Raw genomic sequence first — 26,483 nt, 5'->3', positions numbered from 1 at the left:
TTGGTGACGTACTGGCCCGAGCCCACCGCGAACCGCGTGAGGTGGTTGTAACTGGTCATGAGCGAGTTGCCGTTGACGAACCCGTGGTCGACCATCACCTGGTTGCCGAACCCGCCCATGGACATCGCCCACTGCACCCGTCCCTCGCGTGCCGCGTAGATCGCGGTGCCGCAGTAGGCGCGGAAGTCGGTGCCCGCGTGCAGTCGCCAGTAGTGCAGCACCGGGTGGTAACGCATGCCGTAGGTGGAGGTGATGTACGGCACGGCAGTGGGGTAGCCCAGGACGCCCTTCGAGATGGCGGCGCTCCCGCCTCCCGATCCGGAGCCGGAGCCGGAGCTCGACTGTCCGGCGGCAGCCGCGGCGGCGGCCTCCTTGCGGCGGCGCTCCTCCTCGGCCTTGCGCCGCGCCTCCTCCTCGGCGAGCTTCTTCTTGACCAGCGCCTTGATCTGATCGCGCACGGCCTGCTGCTTGGAGGCGATCGCGCGCTGCTTGGCGATCTCCTCCACGCGCTGGGCCTCGAGCTCCGCCTCGATGGCCTTCTGCTCGGCATAGATCGCGTCGAGCGCCTTCTTCTTCTCCGCGGCCGCGGCCTGCAGCTTCTTGGTCTCCTCGACCAGGCGGTCGGCCTCCGCCTTGAGCTCGACGATGTACTCGCGGACGGCCTCTTGGCGAGCGCCGCGGTTGCGGTTGATCGCCGCGATCTCCTCCACGTCCGCGAGCGCGTTGGACTGCACGCGCGCGGCGTTGTGCTCGGCTGCGAACTTGTCGACGAACTCCTGGGAGGTGGTGGCGCCGAACACCAGGCTCAGCGCCTCGTCGTCTCCCACGCCCTGGTACTGGGCGCGCGCCAGGGCCGCCACGATGTCCTCGAGCTCGAGGATGCGGGCCTCGTCGGCGGCGATCTGGTCGGAGATGGCCTTGTCCTGGGCCTCCGCGGCGGCCAATTTGTCCGCGACAAGCTGCTGCTGGACCAGCGCCTCGTCCACCTTCTCGTTCGCCGCGTCAAGCTCCGCCTGTGCGGGCGGCAGCTTCGCCTCGGTCTCCTTGAGACGGCGCGCAGCCTCGATGATGGCGGCGCTGGTGTCCTCCATCGCGGCCTCGAGGTCCTCGATGTCCTTCTGGTACTGCTCCTGGGCCTTCCTTGCGGCGTCGATGTCGTCGTCGTAGCTCGACGCGGCCTGGAGCCCGCCCTGCGCTCCCGCGCCGGACAGCACCGTGCCGGAGACGAGCGCCAGGGCGAAGACGGCCGCGGCGATCACGAAGACGGAGCGGTACTTGATCATGCGCGCGTGTACCTCCCGAGGGTGACCAGGGAGGCGATGGCAGCGAGGCCCACCGCGATCACGAGCAGCCACGGTGCGACGGTCCAGACGTCGGCCGCGCCGATGTACCGCACCCACGTGACGGAGCCCTTGAGCCAGTCCTCGATGAGGTAGCGCACGCCGAAGTACAGGCCGCCCACCGCGAGCGCCGCGCCGGCCGTGGCCGCGACCGCGCCCTCGAGCATGAAGGGCATCTGGATCAGCGAGCGGGACGAGCCCACCATGCGCATGATCTGGGTCTCGCGTCGGCGGCTGAGCGCGCTGAGCCGGATGGTGGTGGTGATGAGCAGCATCGCCGCCATCAGCATGACCGCGGCGAGCGCGGCCGCCACCACGGTCGCGGCGTTGAGGAAGCGGAACAACTCGGAGAAGATCTCGCGCTGGTCGCGGACCACGTCGACTCCCGGCAGGCCCTCGGTCGCGTCGGCGACCACCTGGTACTGCTCCGGGTCCGCGAGCTTGACGCGGAAGCTGGGCTGCATCTGATCGGGAGTGAGCGAGGACCAGATCCCGTCGGAGTCGTTCGCCACGAACTTCTCGTAGGCCTGCTCGCGGGACTCGTAGTAGACCTCGTCGACCATCCCCTGCAGCGAGCCCTGCTCGAGCACGCCGCGGATCGCGTCCTCCTGCTCGAGCGTCACCGCGCCCTCGACGCACTGCTCGTTGCGGGAGTTCTCCGGGCACAGGAAGATCGAGATCTCTACCTTGCCGTACCAGTCGTCCTTCAGCTGGTTGATCTGCATCTGGGTGAGCGCCGCGGCGCCCACGAACATCAGGGAGACGAACGTCACCAGCACCACGGACAGCGCCATCGTGCCGTTGCGCCTCAGCCCGTGGAAGACCTCGCCCAGGATGAACTGGAGCCTCATACGCGCTCCAGCCCGTACACGCCGCGATCCTGGTCACGCACCAACTGGCCGCCGCGGAGCTCGATGACGCGCTTGCGCATCTGGTCCACGATCTCGTCATCGTGGGTGGCCATCAGCACCGTGGTGCCCGTGCGGTTGATGCGGTCCAGCAGGCGCATGATGCCCACCGACGTGCCGGGGTCGAGGTTGCCCGTGGGCTCGTCGCACAACAGGATGGGCGGGTGGTTGACGAACGCGCGCGCGATGGCCACGCGCTGCTGCTCGCCGCCCGACAGCTCGTGCGGCATGCGCCGCTCCTTGCCGGACAGTCCCACCAGCTCGAGCATCTCGGGCACGGTCGACTGGATGTGATGCCGGCTCTTGCCGATCACCTGCAGGGCGAACGCCACGTTCTGATAGACGGTCTTGTTGGGCAGCAGGCGGAAGTCCTGGAACACGGCGCCGATCTCGCGGCGCAGGTGCGGCACGCGCCAGGCGGAGAGCTTGCTGAGCTGGCGACCCGCGACGTAGACCTCGCCGCCGGTGGGGCGCTCCTCGCGGACGATCAGCTTGAGGAACGTCGACTTGCCGGATCCGGACGAGCCGACGAGGAACACGAAGTCCCCGCGCTCCACCTCAACGGACACGCCATCGAGAGCGGGGCGGGCGCCTCGCTTATAGACCTTGGTGACATTGTCGAGTCGGATCATGTGTTGTCACGGCGAAGGGGGTTGGACCCACGCCACCTCAGCATCCTAGGAAGCAGCCGCGGGCGGCCCCGGGAGGCGCGCCGCTCGGCTGTGACCGGTTGGGCACATGTCGATTATCGGCAGATCCCCGAGCAGACATAAGGCCCTCGGGCGTGAGTTTCCCCACACGCCCGGCGGGCCCCGCTCACGCGACGGCTACGCGGCGCCCCCGCGGCGCCAGCGGATGCCCGCGTCGATGAACGCGTCGATGTCGCCGTCGAAGACCGCGCTCGGGTTCCCCGACTCGTGCTCCGTGCGCAGGTCCTTGACCATCTGGTACGGCTGCAGCACGTAGGAGCGCATCTGATCGCCCCAGCTCGCCTTGATGTCGCCGGCGAGCTCCTTCTTCTGGGCCGCCTCCTCCTCCTTCTTAAGCAGGAGCAGGCGCGACTGGAGCACGCGCATCGCGGCGGCGCGGTTCTGGATCTGCGACTTCTCGTCCTGCATCGACACCACGATCCCGGAGGGCAGGTGGGTGATCCGCACCGCGGAGTCCGTGGTGTTGACGGACTGGCCGCCCGGGCCCGAGGACCGGAACACGTCCACCTTGATGTCCCCCTCCGGCACGTCGATGTGGTCCGTCGACTCGATGAGCGGGATCACCTCGACCGCGGCGAAGCTGGTCTGGCGGCGGCCCTGGTTATCGAACGGGCTGATGCGGACCAGCCGATGGGTGCCCGCCTCGACGCTCAGGGTCCCGAACGCGTACGGCGCGCTGACCTCGAAGGTCGCGGACTTAAGGCCGGCCTCCTCCGCGTAGGAGGTGTCGAGCACCTTGGTGGCGTGGCCGTGCCGCTCCGCCCACCGGAGGTACATGCGCAGCAGCATCGCGGCGAAGTCCGCCGCGTCCACGCCGCCTGCGCCGGAGCGGATGGTGACTACCGCGTCGCGCTCGTCCCACTCCCCCGTCATCAGCGTGCGGACCTCCATCGCCGAGAGGTCCTTCTTCAGCCCCTCGAGCTCGGCGTCCGCCTCGGCCAGCGTCTCCGCATCATCGGCCTCGACCGCCATCTCGACCAGCACCTCGAGATCGTCGATGCGCGCACCCATGCGCTCGAGGCGTTCGAGCTCGGCGTTGGCCTGGCTGAGCTGGCTGGTGACCGCCTGCGCGTTCTCCTGGTCGTCCCACAGGTCGGGCACCGAAGCCTGCGCCTCCAGCTCGCCGATGCGCGCCTTGAGGGAGGCTGGGTCGGTCACCGCCTCGATCTGGGAGAAGGTCGAGCGCAGGTGCGAGATCTCAGCGGTGAAGTCGGTGGCCACGAGGGTCAAGTCTAGTGGCGCCGTTCCGGGCCCGTTCCCGGCGGGCCGTTCCCGGCAGGCCGTCAGCCGCCGGTGACCGAGTCGACCGCGTCCTGCGCGTCCTCGACCGCCTGCCCCGCCTGGTCCGCGAGGTCGCCGGCGTTCTTGGCGATCTCGTCGGCGCGCTCCGCGGCCTGGTCGGCCACCTCATTGGCCTTGTCGATCGCGTGCTGGGCGCCGGCCGTGGCCTCCGCGATCGGGTCCTGGGTGTCGCCGCAGCCGGCGAGCGCGACGGCAAGGCCGCACGCGGCGGCGGCGATGCCCACGCGGGCGAGTCGGATCTTCACGTGCCCATCATGCCCCAGCGGCCCGGGCACGCCACAGGGCCCCGGCACCGGATCGGTGTCGGGGCCCCGCAGGGAGGGACTCGCGGGGCGGTGACCCCGGGAGCCAGACTCAGGCCTTCGCCTTGCGGCCCAGCTTCTTGGCCGGGGCGCTCGCCGGGACGGTCTCGGTCTTGCGACCGGCCTTCACCGCGTCCCAGGTGGTGCCGTAGTACGCGGCCTCCATCATCACCTTCATGTCCTCGAGGATCGGGACACGCGGGTTGGCGGGGGCGCACTGGTCGGCGTAGGCGTTCATGGCCAGCGTGTCCAGGCCCGACATGAAGTCGGTCTCGTCGACGCCCACGGCCTGGAAGGACCGCTCGATGCCCACCTTGTCACGCAGCACCTCGACGGCGGCGGCGTAGGACTCCACGCCCTCCTCCGGGGTCGATGCGGGCAGGCCCAGCATCTTCGCGATGTCCTGGTAGCGCTCGGGCGCCACGTAGGACTCCGCCTTGGGCCACGACGTGGGCTTGGTGGGAACCTTGCCGTTGTAGCGGATCACGTGCGGGAGGTAGATCGCGTTGGTGCGGCCGTGCGCGACGTGGTGCGTCGAGCCGGTCACGTGCGACATCGCGTGCACCAGGCCCAGGAAGGCGTTGGCGAAGGCCATGCCGGCGATGGTCGCGGCGTTGTGCATCTTCTCGCGGGCCTTGACGGCGCTGCCGCCTACGGTGACCGACTCCTCGATGTACTCGAACACCATCTTGATGGCCTGCAGGGCGAGGCCGTCGGTGTAGTCGTTCGCGTAGACGGAGACGTAGGCCTCGGTCGCGTGGGTCAGGGCGTCGAAGCCCGAGTCCGCGGCGACGCGTGCCGGCAGGTTCGCCGTGAGCACCGGGTCGATGATCGCGACGGTGGGCGTGAGCGCGTAGTCCGCGAGCGGGTACTTGCGGCCGGTCTCCGTGTCGGTGATGACCGCGAACGGCGTCACCTCGGAGCCCGTGCCCGACGTGGTCGGGATGCAGACCAGCTTGGCCAGCTCGCCCAGCTTGGGGAACTGGAACGCGCGCTTGCGGACGTCGAAGAACTTCTCCTTCAGGTCACCGAAGTCGATGTCCGGGTGCTCGTACAGGAGCCACATGACCTTCGCCGCGTCCATGGGCGAGCCGCCGCCCACCGCGATGATGGTGTCGGGCTTGAAGGCGCGCAGCACCTCGGCGCCCTTGCGGACGGTCGCGACCGAGGGCTCGGGCTCGACGTTGTCCATGATCTGGACGGACACGGGGTTGCTGCGCCGGTTGAGGACGTCCAGCACCTTGTCGACGACCCCGATGCGGGTCATGGTCGCGTCGGTGATGATGGTGACGCGCTCGACGTTGTTCATGTCGTGCAGGTACTGGATGGCGTTGGGCTCGAAGTAGGTCTTCGCCGGCACCTTGAACCACTGCATGTTGTTGTTCCTCCGGCCGATGCGCTTGACGTTGATCAGGTTCACCGCGGTCACGTTGTTCGAGACCGAGTTGTGGCCGTACGAGCCGCAGCCCAGCGTGAGCGACGGCAGGAAGGCGTTGTAGATGTCGCCGATGCCGCCGTGGCTCGAGGGCGAGTTCACGATGATGCGGATCGCCTTGCAGCGCTTGCCGAACTCCTTGACCAGCTCGTCGTCGGTGGCGTGGATCGCGGCCGAGTGGCCCAGTCCGTGGAACTCGACCATCCGCTGGGCGTAGTCGAGGCCCTGCTCGGTGGTCTCGGAGCGCAGCACCGCGAGCACGGGGGCGAGCTTCTCCCTGGTGAGGGGCTCGTTCTCGCCCACGGTCGACACCTCGGCGAGCAGGATCGAGGTCTCCTCGGGCACCGAGAAACCCGCCTGCTCGGCGATCCACTGCGGCGACTTGCCCACCACGTTCGGGTTGAGCTTGGCGCCGGCGCAGTTCTGGCCATCGGCCTGGACGCCGAAGATGAACTCCTCGAGCTTCGCCTTCTCCTCCGGCGTCGCCAAGTAGGCGTGCAGGCGGTCGAACAGGCTGAGCGCCTCGTCGTAGATCTCGGTGTCGAGGATGACGGCCTGCTCGGATGCGCAGACCATGCCGTTGTCGAACGCCTTGGAGATCACCAGGTCGTTGATGGCGCGCTTGAGGTTCGCCGACTTGTGCACGTAGGCGGGGACGTTGCCCGCGCCGACTCCCAGGGCAGGCTTGCCGCAGCTGTACGCCGCCTTGACCATGGCGTTGCCGCCGGTGGCCAGGATGAGCGCCACGCCGGGGTGGTTCATCAGCACGTTGGTCGCCTCGAGCGAGGGCGTCTCGACCCACTGGATGCAGTTCTCGGGGGCGCCGGCCTGGATGGCCGCGTCGCGCACGATCTTGGCTGCGGCGACGGAGCACCGCTGCGCGCTCGGGTGGAACGCGAAGATGATCGGGTTGCGGGTCTTCAGCGCGATGAGCGACTTGAAGATGGCGGTCGAGGTGGGGTTGGTCACCGGCGTGACGCCGGCGACGACTCCCACGGGCTCCGCGATCTCGGTGATGCCCTTGATCGGGTCCTCGTTGATGATGCCGACTGTCTTCATCGGGCCCATCGAGTGGGTCACGTGCTCGCACGCGAAGATGTTCTTGACGGCCTTGTCCTCGAACACGCCGCGGCCGGTCTCCTCGACCGCGAGCACGGCGAGCTCGCCGTGCTGGTTCAGGGCGGCCACCGAGGCCTTCTTGACGAGCAGGTTGACGTCGTCCTGCGTGAACGCGCTGTAGGCCTCGAGGGCCTTCTGCGCATTCGCGACGAGCGTGTCGATGGCATCGGCGACGGACGTGTCCGTCGCCTTGCTCTCCGGGGCGGTAGTGGTCATTGTGATCTGGCTCCTAGTGACTGGGTGCCGGCCCCCTCCGGGCCTCGATCCCCATGACTTCACGGTAAGACGGTTCCGGCCGGATTTCTCTGGGCGAAGGTCCCGGGGACCATGGGCCTACTACCAGGCACTTTATACCGGTGGGGGTATGGTGACCAGGGATTTTGGGCGAATTGCGGTGGGACGATGCGCGGCCGGGATTCGCGCCGAAGTCCCGGACAGCGGGCTTGACGGCGCCCCGGGAGGCCGTGGCGCGCATCGTCCCGCCAGGAATGCCGACGGGGGCCGACGCCTTGCGGCGCCGGCCCCCGTGACGGAGATGCGATCGATCAGCCCGTGAAGAGGGCGATCGCCTTGATCGCGGTCTGGCTGACTCCGTAGAGCAGCCCGGCGCCCACGATCACCCACAGCACGTACGCGAGCGGGTTGGACGTGCCCTTGAGGTTCTTGTCCTCGGCCATGGCTCAGGCCTCCTTCCCGGCGGCCGCAAGCGCGGGCGCCTCGTCGTTGGCGTGGAACTTCTCGTGGTCCGGCACGGCGTCCTCGTGCTCGTGCCAGCGCTTGCTGACCGGGCGGACCAGCAGGTTGGCGATGAATCCGATCACCAGCACCCCGACCATGACGAGCAGGGACGGGCGGTAGAGGTCCGCACCCTCGAGGCCCTGGCCCTCGAGCAGGTCGAGCAGGCCGTTGATGATCAGCGGGCCCGCGACTCCGGCGGCCGACCACGCGGTCAGGAGGCGACCGTGGATGGCGCCCACCTCGAACTCGCCGAACACGTCCTTGAGGTACGCGGGGATGGTGGCGAAGCCGCCGCCGTAGAAGCTGATGATCAGCACCACGAGCACCACGAACAGCGCCACGTTGGCCGGCCCGAACAGCGCCACCATCGTGTACGCCACGGCACCCACGCCGAGGTACATCATGTAGGTCACCTTGCGGCCGATCACGTCGGAGAAGCTGGACCAGCCGATGCGGCCGCCCATGTTCGCCAGCGACAGCAGGCCCACGAAGCCTGCGGCGGCCGCGGCGGTGACCGCCGGGAAGTAGTCCTCGATCATCGGCTTGGCGTTCTCGAGGATGCCGATGCCGGCGGTGACGTTGGTGAACAGCACGATCCACAGCATCCAGAAGGAGAAGGTCTTGATCGCGTTCTTGGCGCTCACCTGACCGCCGCTGGACACCTTGGCGACGTGCTCGCTGGGCTCCCAGCCCTCGGGCGTGTAGCCCTTCGGGGGGACCCGCACCACGGCGGCACCCAGGAGCATCAGCACGGCGTAGATGCCGCCGAGCGTGAGCAGCGTGGGCACCAGTGCCTCGGACTCGGTCTCGGCGTAGTGGCCCAGCAGGTACTGGGTCAGCGGGGCGGCCAGCATGGCGCCGCCTCCGAAGCCCATGATCGCGAGGCCGGTGGCCAGGCCCGGGCGGTCCGGGAACCACTTGATCAGGGTCGACACGGGCGAGATGTAGCCGAGCCCCAGGCCGATTCCGCCGATGACGCCGTAGCCGAGGTACACGACCCAGAGCTGACCGATGGAGACGCCGAGCGCGCCCACCGCGAAGCCGGTGGACCAGGCGACGGCGGCCAGCACCATCGTCTTGCGCGGCCCGTGCCGCTCCATCCAACGCCCGCCGAACGCGGCCGAGAGGCCGAGCATGACGATCGAGATCGAGAAGATCACGCCGATCTGCGTGTGCGAGGCGTCGAAGCGCTCGCGCAGCGCGTCCTTGAGGACGGAGAAGGCGTAGACCTGACCGATGCTGAGGTGCACGGCGAGCGCCGCCGGGGGCACCAGCCAGCGATTGTAACCAGGAGGCGCGACTGTGTGTTCGCGGTCGAGGATGGACATCGTTGTTCTCCCTTTCGAAGGCGCCGGCGCGTTCGGGGGATGGGACGGAGCGCTAGCGGTTGACAGGAATCATCTCCGCCCCTGAGGCGGATCTCGAGGGACCAAGGTCACGAGGAGATCACGGGGGCCGTCCGGGGACCGCCCCGGAATCGTCGCGCTAGGACCATCGGCCCGATCACGGGGGCCCGGCGCGATGGTGTGATGGGGGGTGATACGCCCAGGGGTATGCCTTGGGCCTCCAGGAGGCAACCATGGCCGCGGAGACCACCGCCGCATCGTCCCGCAGCGCATCGTCCCGCAGCGCATCATCCCCCGCCGCCCCCGACCGCGGCCTCGCCCACGTGCCCGCCGGCGCCTTCGCGATCGCCATGGGCGTCGGCGGCACCGCCGTCGCGTGGCAGCGCTTCGGGACCGCCTTCGGCTGGGGTGCGGGCATCGGAACCGTGCTGGCGTGGATCGCGCTGGGTGTGCTGATCGTGGTGGCCGGCGCATACATCGCGAAGGTCGCCCGCTACCCACGGGCCGCTCTCGCCGAGTGGACGCACCCGGTCCGGTCCGCGTTCGTCGCGGCGAGCGCCATCGCCATGCTGGTGCTGGCGATCGCGTTCCTGCCGATGAACCACGCGCTCTCGGCCGGACTGTGGTGGGCGGGTGCCGCGCTGCAGGCGGTCATCACGGTGCTGGTCATGCGCAACTGGATCGCGGACTCGCGCATCGAGCACGCGCACGTACATCCCGCCTGGTTCATCCCCGTCGTGGGCAACCTGGTCGCGCCGCTGGCGGGGGTCGAGCACGCGCCCGCGGAGCTCAACTGGTACTTCTTCGGCGTCGGCGCCGTGTACTGGCTGGGGCTGCTCCCGGTGGTGCTGCAGCGCCTGTTCGTCGCGGGGTTCATGCCTCCGCGGCTGGCCCCGACGCTCGCGATCCTGGTGGCGCCCCCCTCGGTGGCGGCGCTCGCGTGGGTGCGGCTGGGCGGCTCCTGGGATGACCCGCTCGCGCGGGTGCTGCTTGCGGTGGTCGTGTTCCAGCTCGCGCTGCTCGCGTCCCAGGCGAACGCGCTCCGGCGCGTGCCGTTCGCGGTGAGCTCGTGGGCCTACACGTTCCCGCTGGCCGCAGCGGCGTCGGCGCTGCTGGTGGCAGCGAACGCCGGTGCGGCGGATGTCTACCGGTGGATCGGCGCGGTCGCTGTGACCGCGGCCAGCGTGCTGGTGCTCGGCCTTGCGGTGCGCACGGTGATCGCCGGCGCCCGCGGGGAGCTGTTGCGCGCGGAGGGCTGACCGCCGCCCGGCCGTGCAGCGGTGCTCAGCCGGTGACGACCTCGCCGCCCCAGGCGCCGATCCCGCCCTCGAGTCCCACCGTGTGCGCGACGCCGCCGGCGGTCATCTGGTCGATCGCGGCGCGAGAGCGGTTGCCCGAGCGGCAGTAGACCGCATACTCGGCATCCGGGTCGAGCGCGGCCACCGCATCCGCGAACCCCGGGTCGGAGACGTCGATGTTGACCGCGTCGGGCAGGTGGCCCTCGGCGAACTCCGCGGGGGTGCGGACGTCGACCACGGTGACCCCGTCCTCCGCGACCGCCGCGGCGAAGGCATCGGACGAGACGTGCGCGCCGTCGAACGCGACCGCCGCCACCGCGGCGGCCGGGGCGTCCTCCCCCGAGGAGCACGCCGCGAGCGCGGGGGTGAGGGCGAGCAGGGCGCCGGCGAGGACGCCGCGGAGGATTCGTCGATTCATGCCCACCACTATACCCCAGGGGGTATTTTCCCCCAACTGTGCGGAATTGTGTCGCTTTCCGGCCGCGAGACGCTCAACGGTGTGTCTGAGTGTCGCTTGGGTCCCGAGCCCGATCCCGTGGCCGAGGCCGCCGGCGACACTCAGCCGCACCGCTGACGCCATCCGCGTCGAAAAACGACACTCATCCACACCGTTGATGTGGGGCGGGTGACCCGGGCGCGGTGGCGGCACCTCGGCCCACGCCACGCGCGACCGCCTCCCACCCACGGAGCCCTCAGGCCACGCGCACCAGCTTCTTGTTGACGAACTCGTCCGCCGCCAGCAGCCCCATCTCACGCGAGGTGCCGGAACGCTTGACCCCGCCGAACGGCAGCTCCGGGCTGTCCGCGAGCACGCAGTTGACGTAGACCATGCCCGCATCGATGGCGCTCGCCATGCGGTCGGCCTGCTCCGGGTCGGTGGTGTAGACGTAGGAGCCCAGCCCGTACGTGGTGTCGTTCGCGAGCGCCACCGCCTCGTCCTCGCCCGCGACCCGGTAGATCACGGCGGCGGGTCCGAAGAGCTCCTCGCGGTACACATCCATGTCCTTCGTCACGTCGGTGAGCACGGTGGGCTCGTAGAACGCGCCGTCTCGCTTGCCGCCCGCGACCAGGGTCGCGCCCTGGGCGACGGCGTTGGAGACCTGGGCCTCGAGGCGCTCGGCCGCGGCGAGCGAGGAGAGCGGCCCCAGCACGGTGTCCTCGGCGAACGGGTCGCCCATGGTGCACGCCGTCATCGCCGCGGTGAACTTCTCCACGAAGGCGTCGTACAGGTCCTCGGCCACGATGAAGCGCTTGGGCGCGTTGCAGGACTGCCCGTTGTTGTCCATGCGCGCCTCGACGGCGCCCTCGATCACAGTGTCCAGGTCATCGGTCGACAGCACGATGAACGGGTCCGAGCCGCCCAACTCGAGCGCCACCTTCTTGAGGTTCTGTCCGGCCAGCGCGGCGACCGCGGAGCCGGCCCGCTCCGAGCCGGTGACCGAGACCCCGGCGATGCGCGAGTCCGCGATCATCACGGCCGCCTGCTCGTTGCTGGCGTACACGTTGACGTAGGCACCCTCGGGGAAGCCCGCGTCCGCGTAGATCTGCGCGATCGCGGCGGCCGATTCCGGGCACTGCGGGGCGTGCTTGAGGACGATGGTGTTGCCCACCACCAGGTTGGGCGCCGCGAAGCGTGCCACCTGGTAATACGGGAAGTTCCAGGGCATGATGCCCAGCAGCGCACCCAGCGGGGTGCGACGGATCACCGCGGTGCCCTCGCCCAGGATCTCGAGCGGGGAGTCGCCCGTGATCGCGGCGGCGTTGTCCGCGTAGTACTCCGTGATGTCCGCCGCGAAGTCGACCTCGCCCAGCGCGGCCGCGAGCGGCTTACCCATCTCGCGCACCACGATCGCGGCGAGCTCCTCGCGCCGCTCGCGGTGCAGCTCGGCGACGCGCCGCACCAGCGCCGCGCGCTCCTCGACGGTGGCGCCGCGCGCCCAGCCGCGGAACGCGCCGGCCGCGGCGGCGAGCGCCGTCTCGACGTCCGCGTCGGTCATGGTCGGGTAGGTGGCCAGGCGCTCGCCGGTGGCGGGGTTGACGACTGCGTAGACGCTCATGTCTCTCCTTGGTTCGGTTGCTGCTGGACGATGCGGATGTCGGGTGGGGCGGATTCAGTCCGCCGGGATCAGGGTGTACTTGGTCGACAGGTACTCGTGGATGCCCTCGAGCCCGCCCTCGCGGCCGATGCCCGACTGCTTGACGCCGCCGAACGGCGCCGCGGCGTTGGACACCACGCCGGCGTTGAGGCCCATCATGCCGGTGTCAAAGCGGTCGATCAGGCGGTGTCCGCGGGCCAGGTCCTGGGTGTAGACGTACGAGACCAGGCCGTACTCGGTGGCGTTGGCCAAAGCGATCGCCTGGTCCTCCGTGTCGAAGGTCGCGATCGCAAGCACGGGGCCGAAGATCTCCTCGCGCAGGATGGCGCTGCCCGGCTGCACGTCGGTGAGCACGGTGGGCTGGACGAAGCTGCCGGGTCCGTCGATCGCCGCTCCGCCCACGGCGAGAGTGGCGCCCTTGGCCACCGCATCGTCCACCAGGGACAGCGACGTCGCGACGGCGCGGTCGTCGATGAGCGGGCCGATGGTGACGCCGTCCTCGGTGCCGCGGCCCACGCGCATCGCGGCGACGCGCTCGGTGACGCGGCGCGCAAACTCGTCCGCCACGGACGCGTGCACGATGAAGCGGTTGGCCGCGGTGCACGCCTGCCCGATGTTGCGGAACTTCGCGGCGAGCGCGCCCTCGACCGCCTTGTCCAGGTCCGCGTCCTCGAAGACCACGAACGGGGCGTTGCCGCCCAGCTCCATCGAGACGCGGAGCACGCCGTCGGCGGCCTGCTTCATGAGGGCGCGGCCCACCTCGGTGGAGCCGGTGAAGGACAGCTTGCGCAGCCGCGGGTCCCCGATGATGGGCGCGGAGACGCCACGCGAATCCGAAGTAGTTAACACATTAACGACCCCGGCAGGCACACCCGCCTCCTCGAGGATCGCCGCGAGCGCCAGCGTGGTGAGCGGCGTCAGCGCCGCGGGCTTCACCACCACGGTGCAGCCGGCCGCGAGAGCGGGGGCGATCTTGCGGGTCGCCATCGCCAGCGGGAAGTTCCACGGGGTGATGAGGTAACACGGACCCACGGGCCGCTGCGAGACGATCATCCGCCCGGTGCCCTCGGGGTTGAGGCCGTAGCGGCCGGTGACGCGCACGGCCTCCTCGGAGAACCAGCGCAGGAACTCGTTGCCGTAGGCGACCTCGCCGCGTGCCTCCGCGAGCGGCTTGCCCATCTCGAGGGTCATGAGCAGCGCCAGGTCCTCGGCGCGCTCCCGCACCAGCTCGAAGGCCTTCCGAAGGATCTCGCCGCGGACCCGCGGCGCCGTGGCGGCCCACGCGGCCTGCGCGGCGGCGGCGGCGTCCATCGCGCGCTGCGCGTCCTCCGGCGACGCGTCGGCGATGCTGCGCAGCACCTCGCCGGTCGACGGGTCGGTCACGTCGAGAGTGGCGCCGGTGGACGATGCGACCCACTCCCCCGCGATGAGCAGCGAGGCGGGCACGGCGTCGAGGACGGCACGCTCCGCGGCGGCGGTCATGCGGTCACCTCCGCGGCGAGCGCCGCGGCGACCACGTCCAGGCCCTCGTGCAGCAGCGCGTCGCCGATCGACAGCGGCGGCAGGAATCTCAGCACATTGCCGTAGGTGCCACAAGTGAGCACGATGACTCCTTCGCCGATGCAGCGGCGGGCGACCGCGCCGGCCAGCGCCGCGTCGGGCGCCTGCGTCTCCGGGTCCACCAGCTCGATGGCGATCATGGCGCCGCGGCCGCGGACGTCGCCGACGCGGGGGTCGGCGGCCTGCAGCGCGCCCAGGCGGTCGAGCATCAACTCACCGAGCTCACGAGCGCGCGGGACCATCCCCTCGTTCTCGAAGACGTCGATGCTGGCGAGCGCCGCGGCGCAGGCGATCGGGTTGCCGCCGTACGTGCCGCCCAGGCCGCCCGCGTGGGCGGCGTCCATGATCTCCGCGCGGCCGGTGACGGCGGCGAGCGGGAGGCCGCCGGCGATGCCCTTGGCGGTGGTGACCAGGTCGGGGACGATGCCGAACTGCTCGGACGCGAACATGGTGCCCGTGCGGGCGAAGCCGCTCTGGACCTCGTCGGCGATGAGCACCACGCCGTTGGCGGAGCACCACTCGGCGATGGCGGGCAGGAAGCCCTCGGCGGGCACGATGAAGCCGCCCTCGCCCTGGATGGGCTCGATGATGACGGCCGCGAGGTTGGCCGCGCCCACCTGCTTGTCGATCACGGACAGCGCCCGCGCCGCCGCCTCGGGGCCGGACAGCCCGTCGCGGTACGGGTAGGACATCGGTGCGCGGTAGACCTCGGACGCGAACGGCCCGAAGCCGCTCTTGTAGGGCATCGACTTCGCGGTGAGCGCCATGGTGAGGTTGGTACGGCCGTGGTACGCGTGGTCGAACGCGACCACCGCCTGCCGGCCGGTGGCCTTGCGGGCGATCTTGACGGCGTTCTCGACGGCCTCGGCGCCCGAGTTGAACAGCGCGGACTTCTTGGGGAAGTCGCCCGGGGTGAGCCGGTTGAGCGCCTCGGCGACGGCGACGTAGCCCTCGTAGGGGGAGATCATGAAGCACGTGTGAGTGAACTGGGCGGCCTGCCGCTGAACCGCCTCGACCACCTTGGGGTGGGCGTTGCCCACGCTGGTGACCGCGATGCCGGAGCCGAGGTCGATGAAGGAATTGCCGTCCGCGTCGAGCACCACGCCACCGCCGGCGGCGACAGCGGCGATCGGGGCGGTGTGACCCACCCCGGAGGCGACGGCGGCGGCCTTGCGCTCGAGCAGCTCCTGCGAGCGGGGTCCGGGGATGGAGGTGACGAGCCGGCGCTCCTGAGCGAGGGTGGGCCCGCCGGTGGCGACGTCCGCGGTGTCGAGGGTGGTCATGACTCGGACGCTAGGCCCGCGCGCCCTCCGGCGCACTCGCCGCCGCGTACAACGGCATGCGCACCGCTGTCCACCGTGGCACACTCTGCCCATGGCCACGCCCGCGCCCACCGTCCGCGCCCTCCTCGCGCGTCCCGAGCTCCACCTCCGCCTCGCGAGCGCGCTCGACACGCTGCCCGACGACTCCCTGGACCGCATCGTCCGGTGGGTCCACAGCTCCGACCTGGCGGACCCGACCCCCTTCCTCACGGAGGGCATGGTGCTGCTCACCACGGGCACGCAGTTCCGCGACGCCGACGACGGAGCGCGCCCGTTCGACGAATACGTCTCGCGCCTGGCGGGATCCGGGGTGCTCGGGCTCGGCTTCGGCACCGAGGTGGTGCGCGCGGGCATCCCCGGCGCGCTGGTCGACGCCTGCCGCCGCGAGGGCCTGCCGCTGTGGGAGGTGCCGTACCAGACCCCATTCATCGCGATCGCGCGGGCGAACGCGGAGTCGCTCGCCGCCGTCGCCTACGAGCGCCGCACCTGGGCGCTCGAGGCGCAGCGTGCCGTGGCCGTGGCCGCGTTGCGGCCCGACGGCCTGCGGACGATGCTGGCGGAGCTGGCGCGCCGGCTCGGCACCTGGGTGGGCCTGGTCGAGGCGGAGTCCCTCCCGCACGAGCACCCGGCGGGCGGGATCGACGCCGCCGCGATCGCGGCGCTGGAGGCGCACGCGGGGACGATGCTGGATCGAGGCGTGCAGGCGGCCTCCCAGGTGTGGTCCGGGTCGCGGCACTTCCAGGTGCAGACCCTGGGCCAGCGAGGGCGCCTGCGGGCGGTGCTCGCGATCGAGGCCAGCGAACTCGACGAACAGGCGCGGGCCGTGGTGACCACGGTGGTGGCCATGGCCGCGCTGGCGCTCGAGCAGCGCCAGGACCTGGACCTGGCTCGCGCGACGCTGCGATCCGGCATGCTCACGGCGCTGATCCGCGGCGACGTCGACCTCGCGAGGGCGGTGGGTGAGGTGATGGCGACGCCACTGCCGAACGAGCCCGTGGTGGTGGCGGTCGCGGACCGGCGCCTCGCCGAGGCAGGAGGCACGGGCCGCTGGCTCGACGCGCACGCGGGACGGCTGCTCCACGCGGTGGACGAGGGCGACCTGGTGGTGGTCGCCTCCGCGAACGACTCGGGACTCGTCGACCAGTTGGTGCTCCGGCATGGCGGCGTCGCGGGCGTGTCCGACGCGGTTCCGTACACGGGGCTCGGGCGCGCCCTGGCCCAGGCCCGGACGGCCCGGGATCGGGCGACGTCGCCCGTCACGCGCTTCGCTGACCTCGCCGGCGCGGGCATGCTCTCCGTGCTCGACGGGCCGGACGCGCGGCTGGTGGCGCGGGCGGCACTCGCCCCGATCGAGCGCCACGATGCGGAACACGGCACCGAACTGTTCGCCACGCTCGCGGCATGGTTCTCCGCCGAGTGCGCCCACGACGCGGCCGCCCGGGCACTCGGCGTTCACCGCCACACGGTGCGGTCGCGGCTCGCCGCCGCGCAGGACCTGTTGGGCCTTGACCTCGCCACCGTCGCGGGACGGGCGCAGATCTGGGCGGCGCTGCGCGCGGCGGGTGCCCTGGAGGGCTGAGCCCGCCGCGCGCGACTCGTCGGGATCAGCCGACGAGGGCGTCCACCTCGCGCAGGGCGGCGTCGATGATGTCGAGGCCTCTGCGCAGCTCGTCCTCGGTGATGACGAGCGGTGGTGCGATGTGGGTGCGGTTGAAATGCGTGAACGGCCACAGCCCGGCGTCCTTGCACGCCTTCGCGAAGACGCCCATCGGGGCGGCGTCCACGCCCGAGGCATTGAACGGCACCAGCGGTTCGCGCGTCTTCTTGTCGCGCACGAGCTCGACGGCCCAGAACAGGCCGGTGCCGCGCACGTCGCCCACCGACGGGTGCGTCTCGAGCCATCCACGCAGGGTCGGCTCGACCACGCGGCTGCCGAGGTCGCGCACGCGCTCGAGGATGTGATCGCGGCGGAACACCTCGAAGGTCGCGACGCCCGCGGCGCACGCGAGCGGGTGGCCCGAGTAGGTGAGGCCGCCCGGGAAGGCGCGGGTGTCGAACTCGGACGCGATCGCGTCGGAGATGACGACCCCTCCGAGCGGCACGTAGCCGGAGTTCACGCCCTTCGCGAACGTCACCAGGTCGGGCTCGATGCCGTGGGCCTGGTACGCGAACCACTCGCCGGCGCGCCCGAAGCCCACCATGACCTCGTCCGCGATGTAGACGATCCCGAACCGGTCGCACAGCTCGCGCACCCCGGCCAGATACCCCGGCGGGGGCATCAGCACGCCGTTGGTGCCCACGATGGTCTCGATGACGATGGCGCCGATCGTCGAGGCGCCCTCGAGCACGATGGTCTGCTCGAGGTGCTCGAGCGCGCGGGCCGTCTCCTCCTCGGGCGAGGTCGAGTGGAACGGCGACCGGTAGGCGTACGGCCCGAAGAAGTGCGCCACCGACCCGTCGGAGGGCTCGTTGGGCCAGCGGCGCGGGTCGCCGGTGAGCGAGATCGCCGTCGAGGTGCTGCCGTGGTAGCTGCGGTACATCGACAGCACCTTGCGGCGCCCGGTCACCAGGCGCGCGAGCCGCACGGCGTTCTCGTTGGCCTCGGCGCCGCCGTTGGTGAAGAACACCTTGGTGAACCGGTCCCCCGCCACCTCGGTGATGAGCCGTGCCAACTCGCCCCGCACATCGTTCGCCATCGCCGGCTGGATGGTCGCGAGGCGGCGAGCCTGCCGCTCGATCGCGCCGATCAGGTCCGGGTGCTGGTGGCCGAGGTTGAGGTTGACCAGCTGAGATCCGAAGTCCAGGTAGCGATTACCCTCGTAATCCCAGAACTCGGACCCGGCGCCGCCCGCGACCGGCAGCGGGTCGATCAGCGCCTGGGCGCTCCACGAGTGGAACACGTGCGCGCGGTCGTCGGATCGCACCTGCGCCTCGGCGCCGGTCATGGTCTGCTCGGTGGTCATGGCCCTCCTCGGTGGTGTCGGGGCGTCAGTGGTTGCTGGGGAAGCCCAGGTCGATCTGCGACTCGCTGGGCTCCGGCCAGCGGGTGGTGACCACCTTGCTGCGCGTGTAGAAGTGGACGGACTCCGGCCCGTAGATGTGCGAGTCGCCGAACAACGACTGCTTCCAGCCGCCGAAGGAGTACGCGCCGATCGGCACGGGTAGCGGGACGTTGACGCCCACCATGCCCACCTCGATGTCGATCTCGAACGCGCGGGCGGTACCGCCGTCGCGCGTGAAGATGGCGGTGCCGTTCGCGTACCGGTTCGCGTTGACCAGGGCCACCGCGTCGTCGTAGGAGTCCGCGCGGACCACCGACAGCACCGGGCCGAAGATCTCGTCGTCGTAGACCTTCATGCCCGGACGCACGTGGTCCACGAGGCTGACGCCCACGAAGAACCCGTCGCCGTCGAACTCGTCGGTGGTCCCATCCACCACCACGGTCGCCCCCTCCGCCGAGGCGCCGGTGACGTAGGACGCCACCCGGTCGCGGTGCTCGCGCGTGATGAGCGGCCCCATCTCCGAGGACGGGTCCGTGCCATCGCCGATGCGCAGCGCACCCATGCGCGCGGCCACCTTGGCCACCAGCGCATCGGCCGTCGCCTCGCCCACCGGCACCAGGACGGAGATCGCCATGCAGCGCTCGCCCGCCGAGCCGTACGCCGCGGAGACGGCCGCGTCGGCGGCGGCGTCCAGGTCCGCATCGGGCATCACGATCATGTGGTTCTTCGCGCCGCCGAGCGCCTGCACGCGCTTGCCCTGGGCCGTCGCGTGCTCGTAGATCGACCGCGCCACGGGCGTCGAGCCCACGAAGCTCACGGCCCGCACGTCGGGAGAATCGAGGATCGTGTCCACCGCGACCTTGTCTCCGTGGACCACGTTGAGCACGCCGGCGGGCAGGCCCGCCTCCTCGAACAGTTGCGCCAGAAACAGCGACGCCGAGGGGTCCTTCTCGCTGGGCTTGAGCACCACCGTGTTGCCGCAGGCGATGGCGGACGCCGCCATCCACAGGGGCACCATCACGGGGAAGTTGAAGGGGGTGATGCACCCCACCACGCCCACCGGCTGCTTCACCGAATGGACGTCGACGCCGCGCGCGACCTGCTCGGAGTGCTCGCCCTTGAGCAGGTGCACCAGACCCGCCGCGAACTCGACGTTCTCGATGCCACGGCTGATCTCGCCCTTGGCGTCGGAGAGCACCTTGCCGTGTTCGCGGGTGATGATCGCGGCCAGCTCGTCCTGCCGCTCGACCAGCAGGTGGCGCATGCGGAAGAACACGTCCGCGCGCTTGATGAGGCCGGTGGCGCGCCACCCGGGCAACGCCGCCGTCGCCGCGGCGATCGCGGACTCGACCTCGCCGGCCGAGGCGAACGCCACCTCGTCGGAGGCCTCCCCGGTCGCGGGGTTCCAGACGGTCCCGGTGCGCTCGGCCGCGCCGCTCGATCGGCCGGCGATGTGGTGACGGATCACTCTCTGAACTTCCCTTCCAGGCATGCGGTCGGACATTCTGCGAAGCGCCCATGGCGCCGCTTGAGCCTAGATTCACACATACGATGGGCCCATGGACGCCTCCGACCGTCGCGATCTCCCTGGACGCCGTACACAACGTCCGGCACCCTCGGCGCTGGCGGCGTTGCCCACCGTCGCGGAGCTGCTCGAGGACCCCGCGTTCCGCGCGGGGCTGCCCGAGGTGATCGTGGGCGGGGCGGCGATGGAGGCCCCGGTGCGGTGGGTCCACACCTCCGAGCGCGGCGACATCGCGCGGATGCTCGAAGGCCGCGAACTGCTGCTGTCGATGGGCACGGCGTGGCCGGATTCCGACGCCGAGCTGACCGCGTTCGTCGACAGCCTCGTGGCCGCCAATATCTCCTCGCTGGTGCTCGAGCTGGGCACGCGCTACCCGACCACGCCGCCGGCGGTCGCGGCCGCGGCGCGGCGCGCGGGCCTGGCGCTCATCGTGCTCCACCGCGAGGTCCGCTTCGTCACGCTCACCGAGGCGGGCCACGGCCGCATCATCGCGGGCCAGATGGCCGCGCTGCGGGCGCGCGACGAGGTGCGCGAGGTCTTCACGACCCTGGCCCTGCGCGGCACGCCCGCGGACCACGTGGTGCGCGAGCTCGCCCGAGCGCTGGCCGCGCCGGTGGTGCTTGAGAGCCTGGCGCACGAGGTGCTGATCGCGGAGATCCCCGTGAGCGCCGAGGCGGCGGTGCTCGCGGACTGGGAGCGTCGCTCGCGCGCCGCCCACCGCGAGGACGCGGCCGCCGCCGGGTGGCTGGTGGTGCCCGTCGACGCGCGAGGGAAGCGTTGGGGCTCCCTGGTGGCGCTGCCGGGTCCCGCTCATCCGGCCGGGCGCCGGAACGTGCTGGTGCAGGGGGCGATCGCGCTCGCGCTGGGTCGATTGGCGCAGGGCGGCACCGACGAATGGTCCTCGATCGCGCGCCGCCACCTGCTGGACCCCCTCCTGGCCGGCCGCTACGCCACCTCCGAGGCCGTCGCGGCTCGCCTCGAATCCGCCGGCGTCCCGGTCGCGGGGCGCCTGATGTACGGCATCGCGCTGCGCGGCGCCACGCAGCCGGCCGCCGCGATCGAGGCCTGGGCCCTGACCCTCGGCGGCCGGGCGCGCGCGCTGTCCGTCCCCGACCGCGGCGCCGGACCGCTGACGGTGGTGCTGCTGTCCCAGCCCGCGCATCGTCCCCTGGACGATGCGGCGGTCGAGGCGCTGGTGCGATCGCTGCGCGAGGGGTCTCGGGTGGCCACCACCGTGGGGCGCGCCGGGTTGGATGTGGACGATGCGGTGCTGTCGCTGCACGAGGCGATCGACAACGCGGGCGAGCCCGCCGCGGGCGAGGTGCTGTGGGTCGAGCGACGTCCGCTCGCCCGGCTGCTGTCGAGCCTGCGCGACGATCACCGGCTGCTCGATCACGGCGAGCGGGTGCTGTCGCCCATCGTCGAGCACGACCGCCGCACCGGGGGCGACCTCCAGAAGGTGCTGCGCGCCGCGCTCGCCCACCCGGGCAACCGCACCGCGGCCGCCCGCGCCGCACACCTCTCGCGGTCGGTGTTCTACCAGCGCCTCGAGCTCATCCAGACGCTGCTGGCCGTGGATCTCGAGGACGGCGAGACGCAAACCGCCCTGCACATCGCGCTGCTCTCGCGGCCGCGTTCGCGCGCCTGAGCGCCGCGTCGGGGTGGAACGCGTGGGGGTCCCGGCCCTTGCGAGCCGGGACCCCCACGTGAGGCGAGCGAACGCTATCGCACGGCGCTGCTGCCGCGGAACTCGGCCTCCGTCTTGTTGTGACCGAGGCCCTTGCCCTTCGCGGTGCCGTTGACCGCGGAGGTCGTCTCGGCGAACGTGAGCGTCGCGTGGGCGATCGCGTCCGACATGATGTCGAGCGTCTCGAGCGAAACGTTGTCGAACGTGTCGCAGGCCTGGTGATAGCAGGGGTCGTAGGCGACGCCGGCGGTGCCACCGAAGAGTTCGGCCTCCGCCGCGGTCTTGAGTCCCTCGGCGCCGGTGAAGAGACCACCCGCCGGGATGCCCGCCTCGATGAACCCGAGGTAGTCGCTGCGACCGTCGAACCCGCTGGGCGCGGTGGGAGCATCCTCGGAGTCGAAGAAGTCGGTGAAGACGCCCTCGATCAGGGCCGAGCCGACGGGACCCTTGGTGCCGAATGCGCTGCCGTCGCCGTCGTAGACGAAGTTGACGGCGTTGGGCGAACCCACCATGTCGAAGTTCAGGTTCAGCGCAGTGCCCTTGATCTCGGACTTCGACAGCTGAGAGACGTAGTACGACGAGCCCAGGAGGCCGTCCTCCTCGCCACTCCAGAACGCGAACCGCACTCGGTTCTCCAGCGGGATGTCGAGCGCCGCGATCTGCAGCGCGGTCTCGAGGATCGCCGCGGTGCCCGAGCCGTTGTCGTTGATGCCAGGGCCCTCCCCGACGGAGTCGAGGTGGCCGCCCACGACCACGGTGCGGTCGGTGCGACCGGTCGGCGAATCCGCGAGCAGGTTCTCCGTCACCACGGTGTCGATTTGCAGGTCGACCTCGAGGTGCACCACAAGGTCCTCGGTGGCCGCCAGTGTGGTCCCGAGGTCGAACGGGGCGCTGATGACGGGGATGTCCGCGAACGTGTCCCCGAGGGTTCCGGCGAAGAGCCCTGTGCGCCCATCACCGTTGCCCTGGTTGAAGATGATCACGCCCGATGCACCGGCCGCCGTGGCGTTGAGGACCTTCGACTCGAACGAGCACGTGCCGCGCTGGATGAGTGCGATGTCGCCGGCCGGGAAGCCGGCGAAGTCCGATGCTTCGCACCCGCTCGTCGACGAGGCGGGGTCCCCAACCACCAGGTCCACGCCGGTGACGGTGGCCGTCGCGTCGCCACTGCCCTCCATCTCGAGGTAGTCCGCGCCGTACAGATATGGCGCCGCGACCGGCGAGATCTGCTCGAACGTCGAGCCCACGAGCGTCGCCCGCTCGTATTCGAACTCCTGCGTCCACGTGGCGTAACCCGCGTCGTCGAGTAGCGCTTGCATGTAGTCGACGGATGCCTCGTGGCCGGCCGTGCCCGCCTGCCGCGTGCCTCCGTTGTTGTCCGCGATGCTCTGCAGTGCCGACTGGTGCGCCCGCACGCCATCGACGGTGACTGCGGCGCGGAGATCCTCGGTGTCGATGACGACGGCCGCCTGTGCCGGCGCGGCGAAGGCGAGGCCGGCGCCCACTGCGGCGGTGACCGCCAATGCGCCTGCACGGTTTCGGGCTGTGGCTCGGTTGTTCACTATGCATCCCATCGCTCGGCGGGTAGGAAATGTGGCTTTACGTCGGATTTCGCCGATTCCTCCCGACCCTAACCGGGGGCGGCAGTTGCGGCAACCGCTGGTTGCAGCCAGCGCGGCGCGGCCGCCGACGAGCGTCAGGGCGCCACGTAGACCTTGCGGAGCGTCTCCGTGACCGTCCACCGCGTGCGCATCCCCGCCTCGAGCCACACCAGGCTGCCGGGCCCGATCTCGACCGCCGGCAGCGCCGGCTCGAGGTACTCGATGCGTGCGTGGCCCGAGAGCACCACGAATACCTCGTCCGCCTCGGTATCGGTCGCGACGCCGGGCGTCATCTCCCACACCCCGACCTCGACCGCTCCGATCTCGGCTAGCGCCGCGGCGCCGTGGACCGGGGCGCCCGCCTCCACGGCATCGTCGGGGACCGGTTCCGTCTCGATCGCGAGCGCGGCGAGATCCACCGGGACGCCCGGCCGAAGCGCAGTCACGAGTCGAAGCCCATGCCCACGGCGTCGAGCCCGCGCAACAGCAGATTGCGGCGTCCCTCGCGGTGATCGGCCCGGTCGAGCGACCAGCGCACCGCGCCGATGCCCAGCGACGCGATCGGCTCCGGCGGGAACGGCAGCGGCCGATCCCGCACCATCCCGAGCCGCGTGCGCTCGGTGTCCGCGCCGTCGAGCAGGTCGAGCATCACGGCGGCGCCGAACCGCGTGGCGCCCACCCCGAGGCCGGTGTAGCCCAGCGCGTAGGCAACGTCGCCCCCGCGGGCGGTGCCGAAGAACGCGCAGAACCGCGTCGAGGTGTCGATCACTCCCGCCCACCGATGCGAGAACCGGATCCCGGAGAGCTGCGGGAAGGTGGTGAGCAGGTGGCTCGCGAGCCGCTCGTAGGACTCGGGCCGGTCCGCGTAGCTCCGGCGGATGCGCCCGCCCCGGTGGTAGACGGCGTCGTAACCACCGAACAGGATCCGGTTGTCAGGGGTCAGCCGGTAGTAGTGGAACTGGTTTCCCATGTCCGCGACGCCCATGCGCCCGTCCCACCCGATCGATGCGAGCTGGGAGTCCGTCAGCGGCTCGGTGACCAGCACGTAGTCATAGACCGGGACCGTCATGAGCGAATTGCGCTTCAGCAGCGAGGGGAAGGCGTTTGTCGCCAGCGCCACCTTGGCGGCCCGGACGTGGCCTGCGGCGGTGCGCACCATCACCCCGCCCGGGTGCGGCGCGCCGTCCTCGATCGCGGTGACGGGCGATCCCTCGAAGATCCGCACCCCCAGCTCGGTGGCCACCCGCGCCAGCTCCATCGCGAGGCGGCCCGGGTGGACCATCGCGGTGTCGTGCGCATCATGGACCCCGGCCAGATACGTGGGCGAGTCCACCAACGCGCGCGTCGCGGCGGCGTCGAGGAAGCCGTCGCCGTGCAGCAGGTCGACCTGATGCGGCTCCACGGCGACGGTGAGCGCGCCCGTGCGTTCGAAGCCCACGTCCATGCCGTACCGGGCCACAGTCGCCTCGATCTGGTCGAGGTTGTCGAGACCCAGCTGGTCGAGCCGGTCGATCTCCTCGGGCCAACGGCTCGCGCCGTTCTCGTGACCGTGGGTGAGGGACGCCTCGCAGAAGCCGCCGTTGCGGCCCGACGCCGCCCACCCCACGCGCCGCGCCTCCACCACCACCACGTCGAGCGAGGGGTCGCGCTCCTTGGCCATCACCGCGGTCCACAGCCCGGAGTACCCGCCGCCAACGATCGCCAGGTCCGCCCTCAGGGAACCCGCCAGCGCAGGATAGGACGGCCGCTCGACGTCGTCGAGCCAGAAGGGCAGCAGCCGAGACGCCGCCAACGCCGCGCGCACTTCATCGGGCGCCGCGGGTTGCCTCTCGAAGACCGTGGTGGCCACGGGATATCAGCTCCAGTCGGGACGAGGCGGCCGGTTCGCGAGCACGCCGCCTGAGGGAATGCAATCCCATCACCCCAGGCACGCGCAAGACCCTCCCGCTCAGGCCGCACAGAACGGCGCATCGTCCCCCGGCGGCCGCCGCATCGTCCGGGCCGGTCGCCGTTGGCGGCGCCCGGGGAGGCTCGGATATCATCCTTGTCAGGCGCCCTTGCTGCGCCGCGACCAGCCAGCGCCAGGCCGGCGGCCGGTCGCCTTCCCTCCCCACCAGGAGAATCCCGTCGCCAGGCCGGTCGGGTGGAGGGAATCATGCCCATCTCTATCGACCGCGCGCGCCTTGCGCAGCTCATCGAGGAGCAGACCGCGCTGCTCAACGCGCGCACCCAGCGCTCCAAGGACGTCTACGCGCACGCGTCCGAGCACCTCAGCGGCGGCGTCGCGTCGAGCTACCAGTCGCGCGATCCGTGGCCCATCTACATCGAGTCGGGATCGGGTGACCGCATCACGGACGTCGACGGCAACGAGTACTACGACTTCCACAACGGGTTCGGCTCGATGGTGCAGGGTCACGCCCACCCCGCCATCGGCGAGGCGATCTCGAAGCGCTACCCGCTCGGCACCCACTTCGGCTGCGCCACCGAGGACAGCATCGTGGTCGCCGACGAGCTCGCGCGGCGCTGGGGACTGCCCAAGTGGCGCTTCACCAACTCCGGCTCCGAGTCCACCATGGATGCGATCCGCATCGCGCGCGCCTACACCGGCCGCGACACCGTGATGAAGATCTTCGGGAGCTACCACGGGCACCACGACACGGTGATGGTGTCGATCGGCGTCGAGTACGACTCGATCGGCGACCGCGAGAACCTCGCGTCGCTCCCCTACGGCGCGGGCATCCCACAGGCCACCGTGGACATGACCATCGCGGTCCCCTTCAACGACGCGGGCGCCATGGAGCGCCGCATCGAGCGCCTCGACGCCGAGGGCCGCCTGCCCGCCTGCGTGATCATGGAGGCCGCCATGATGAACCTGGGCGTGGTGCTGCCCGAGCCGGGCTACCTCGACGCGGTGCGCGAGATCACCACCCGCCACGGGATCGTCCTCATCTTCGACGAGGTCAAGACCGGTCTCGCGATCGCCCCGGGCGGCGCCACCGAGAAGTTCGGGGTCACGCCGGACCTCGTGACGCTGGCAAAGGTGCTGGGAGGCGGCATGCCGTCGGGCGCGATCGGCGGCACCGAAGCCGTCATGAGCGTGGTCGAGGACCACACGGTCTACCAGGTGGGTACCTACAACGGGAACCCGCTGTCGATGGCCGCGGCGCGCGCCAGCCTGACCGAGGTGCTGAC

Annotated in this window: 21 protein-coding genes; 4 read left to right on the top strand and 17 right to left on the bottom strand. The window is 70.9% G+C overall.

Annotation, left to right across the window (positions count from 1 at the left end):
- The 8 genes from Q0L54_RS03390 to Q0L54_RS03355 all read right to left on the bottom strand — a co-directional run.
- On the bottom strand, positions 1–1,283 hold a 1,283-nt coding region (locus Q0L54_RS03390; RefSeq protein WP_296665496.1), incomplete at its 3' end, for a peptidoglycan DD-metalloendopeptidase family protein.
- Positions 1,280–2,191 (bottom strand): permease-like cell division protein FtsX, encoded by a 912-nt coding sequence (ftsX, locus tag Q0L54_RS03385; RefSeq protein WP_296665495.1) that lies wholly within the window; start codon positions 2,189–2,191, stop codon positions 1,280–1,282. The genes ftsX and Q0L54_RS03390, both read right to left, overlap by 4 nt.
- Positions 2,188–2,880, bottom strand: a complete 693-nt coding sequence (gene ftsE, locus Q0L54_RS03380) for a cell division ATP-binding protein FtsE (protein ID WP_296665494.1) — start codon at positions 2,878–2,880, stop codon at positions 2,188–2,190. The genes ftsX and ftsE overlap by 4 nt, the downstream gene beginning before the upstream one ends.
- 195 nt (positions 2,881–3,075) lie before the next feature.
- The gene (gene prfB, locus Q0L54_RS03375; RefSeq protein ID WP_296665493.1) at positions 3,076–4,179 is read right to left on the bottom strand and encodes a peptide chain release factor 2; all 1,104 of its coding nucleotides are present in this window, start codon (positions 4,177–4,179) and stop codon (positions 3,076–3,078) included.
- 62 nt (positions 4,180–4,241) lie between these two features.
- Positions 4,242–4,505 (bottom strand): hypothetical protein, encoded by a 264-nt coding sequence (locus tag Q0L54_RS03370; protein WP_296665492.1) that lies wholly within the window; start codon positions 4,503–4,505, stop codon positions 4,242–4,244.
- 109 nt (positions 4,506–4,614) lie between these two features.
- Positions 4,615–7,332 carry a bifunctional acetaldehyde-CoA/alcohol dehydrogenase gene (gene adhE / locus Q0L54_RS03365; RefSeq protein WP_296665491.1) on the bottom strand — a complete coding sequence of 906 codons (2,718 nt, stop codon included), beginning with the start codon at positions 7,330–7,332 and terminating at the stop codon, positions 4,615–4,617.
- A 329-nt stretch (positions 7,333–7,661) separates the two neighbouring features.
- Complete coding sequence (locus Q0L54_RS03360; RefSeq protein WP_296665490.1) at positions 7,662–7,793, bottom strand: hypothetical protein; 132 nt, start codon at positions 7,791–7,793, stop codon at positions 7,662–7,664.
- A gap of 3 nt (positions 7,794–7,796) precedes the next feature.
- Positions 7,797–9,182: an OFA family MFS transporter gene (locus Q0L54_RS03355; protein ID WP_296665489.1), complete on the bottom strand. Its 1,386-nt coding sequence runs from the start codon at positions 9,180–9,182 to the stop codon at positions 7,797–7,799.
- A gap of 251 nt (positions 9,183–9,433) precedes the next feature.
- Between Q0L54_RS03355 and Q0L54_RS03350 the strand changes: the two genes are divergently transcribed.
- Positions 9,434–10,459, top strand: coding sequence for an SLAC1 anion channel family protein (locus Q0L54_RS03350; RefSeq protein WP_296665488.1), 1,026 nt, complete (start codon positions 9,434–9,436; stop codon positions 10,457–10,459).
- Positions 10,460–10,484: 25 nt separating this feature from the next.
- Here Q0L54_RS03350 and Q0L54_RS03345 read toward each other — a convergent pair whose 3' ends face one another.
- The 4 genes from Q0L54_RS03345 to gabT all read right to left on the bottom strand — a co-directional run bounded on the left by Q0L54_RS03345 (position 10,485) and on the right by gabT (position 15,437).
- On the bottom strand, positions 10,485–10,916 hold the full coding sequence (locus tag Q0L54_RS03345) for a rhodanese-like domain-containing protein (RefSeq protein WP_296665487.1): 432 nt from the start codon (positions 10,914–10,916) through the stop codon (positions 10,485–10,487).
- Between the two features lie 274 nt (positions 10,917–11,190).
- Positions 11,191–12,555, bottom strand: coding sequence for an NAD-dependent succinate-semialdehyde dehydrogenase (locus Q0L54_RS03340; protein WP_296665486.1), 1,365 nt, complete (start codon positions 12,553–12,555; stop codon positions 11,191–11,193).
- 54 nt (positions 12,556–12,609) lie between these two features.
- Entirely contained in the window at positions 12,610–14,076 is a 1,467-nt protein-coding gene (locus Q0L54_RS03335) for an NAD-dependent succinate-semialdehyde dehydrogenase (RefSeq protein WP_296665485.1), read from the bottom strand.
- Complete coding sequence (gabT, locus tag Q0L54_RS03330; protein ID WP_296665484.1) at positions 14,073–15,437, bottom strand: 4-aminobutyrate--2-oxoglutarate transaminase; 1,365 nt, start codon at positions 15,435–15,437, stop codon at positions 14,073–14,075. The genes Q0L54_RS03335 and gabT overlap by 4 nt, the downstream gene beginning before the upstream one ends.
- 91 nt (positions 15,438–15,528) lie before the next feature.
- Between gabT and Q0L54_RS03325 the strand changes: the two genes are divergently transcribed.
- Positions 15,529–17,055: a PucR family transcriptional regulator gene (locus Q0L54_RS03325; RefSeq protein ID WP_296665483.1), complete on the top strand. Its 1,527-nt coding sequence runs from the start codon at positions 15,529–15,531 to the stop codon at positions 17,053–17,055.
- 25 nt (positions 17,056–17,080) lie between these two features.
- Here the strand turns inward: Q0L54_RS03325 and Q0L54_RS03320 are convergent, their stop codons facing one another.
- On the bottom strand, positions 17,081–18,439 hold the full coding sequence (locus tag Q0L54_RS03320) for an aspartate aminotransferase family protein (RefSeq protein WP_296665482.1): 1,359 nt from the start codon (positions 18,437–18,439) through the stop codon (positions 17,081–17,083).
- Positions 18,440–18,464: 25 nt separating this feature from the next.
- On the bottom strand, positions 18,465–19,970 hold the full coding sequence (locus tag Q0L54_RS03315; RefSeq protein ID WP_296665481.1) for a CoA-acylating methylmalonate-semialdehyde dehydrogenase: 1,506 nt from the start codon (positions 19,968–19,970) through the stop codon (positions 18,465–18,467).
- 67 nt (positions 19,971–20,037) lie between these two features.
- Between Q0L54_RS03315 and Q0L54_RS03310 the strand changes: the two genes are divergently transcribed.
- The gene (locus Q0L54_RS03310) at positions 20,038–21,651 is read left to right on the top strand and encodes a PucR family transcriptional regulator (protein WP_296665480.1); all 1,614 of its coding nucleotides are present in this window, start codon (positions 20,038–20,040) and stop codon (positions 21,649–21,651) included.
- 74 nt (positions 21,652–21,725) lie between these two features.
- Here the strand turns inward: Q0L54_RS03310 and Q0L54_RS03305 are convergent, their stop codons facing one another.
- The 3 genes from Q0L54_RS03305 to Q0L54_RS03295 form a co-directional block, all read right to left on the bottom strand.
- A complete protein-coding gene (locus Q0L54_RS03305; RefSeq protein WP_296665479.1) occupies positions 21,726–23,213 on the bottom strand; it encodes a M28 family peptidase in 1,488 nt (495 codons plus the stop codon).
- A 173-nt stretch (positions 23,214–23,386) separates the two neighbouring features.
- Positions 23,387–23,737 carry a cupin domain-containing protein gene (locus Q0L54_RS03300; RefSeq protein ID WP_296665478.1) on the bottom strand — a complete coding sequence of 117 codons (351 nt, stop codon included), beginning with the start codon at positions 23,735–23,737 and terminating at the stop codon, positions 23,387–23,389.
- Positions 23,734–25,140 carry an FAD-dependent oxidoreductase gene (locus tag Q0L54_RS03295; protein ID WP_296665477.1) on the bottom strand — a complete coding sequence of 469 codons (1,407 nt, stop codon included), beginning with the start codon at positions 25,138–25,140 and terminating at the stop codon, positions 23,734–23,736. The genes Q0L54_RS03300 and Q0L54_RS03295 overlap by 4 nt, the downstream gene beginning before the upstream one ends.
- 306 nt (positions 25,141–25,446) lie before the next feature.
- Here Q0L54_RS03295 and Q0L54_RS03290 point away from each other — a divergent pair.
- Positions 25,447–26,483, top strand: a 1,037-nt coding sequence (locus tag Q0L54_RS03290; RefSeq protein ID WP_296665476.1) for an aminotransferase class III-fold pyridoxal phosphate-dependent enzyme, incomplete at its 3' end; no start/stop codon positions are given.

It is taken from the genome of Demequina sp. (assembly GCF_024642165.1).
Classification (GTDB): domain Bacteria; phylum Actinomycetota; class Actinomycetes; order Actinomycetales; family Demequinaceae; genus Demequina.
The sequence above is the reverse complement of the archived record's forward strand: the minus strand, read 5'-3'. Positions and strand labels throughout refer to the sequence as shown.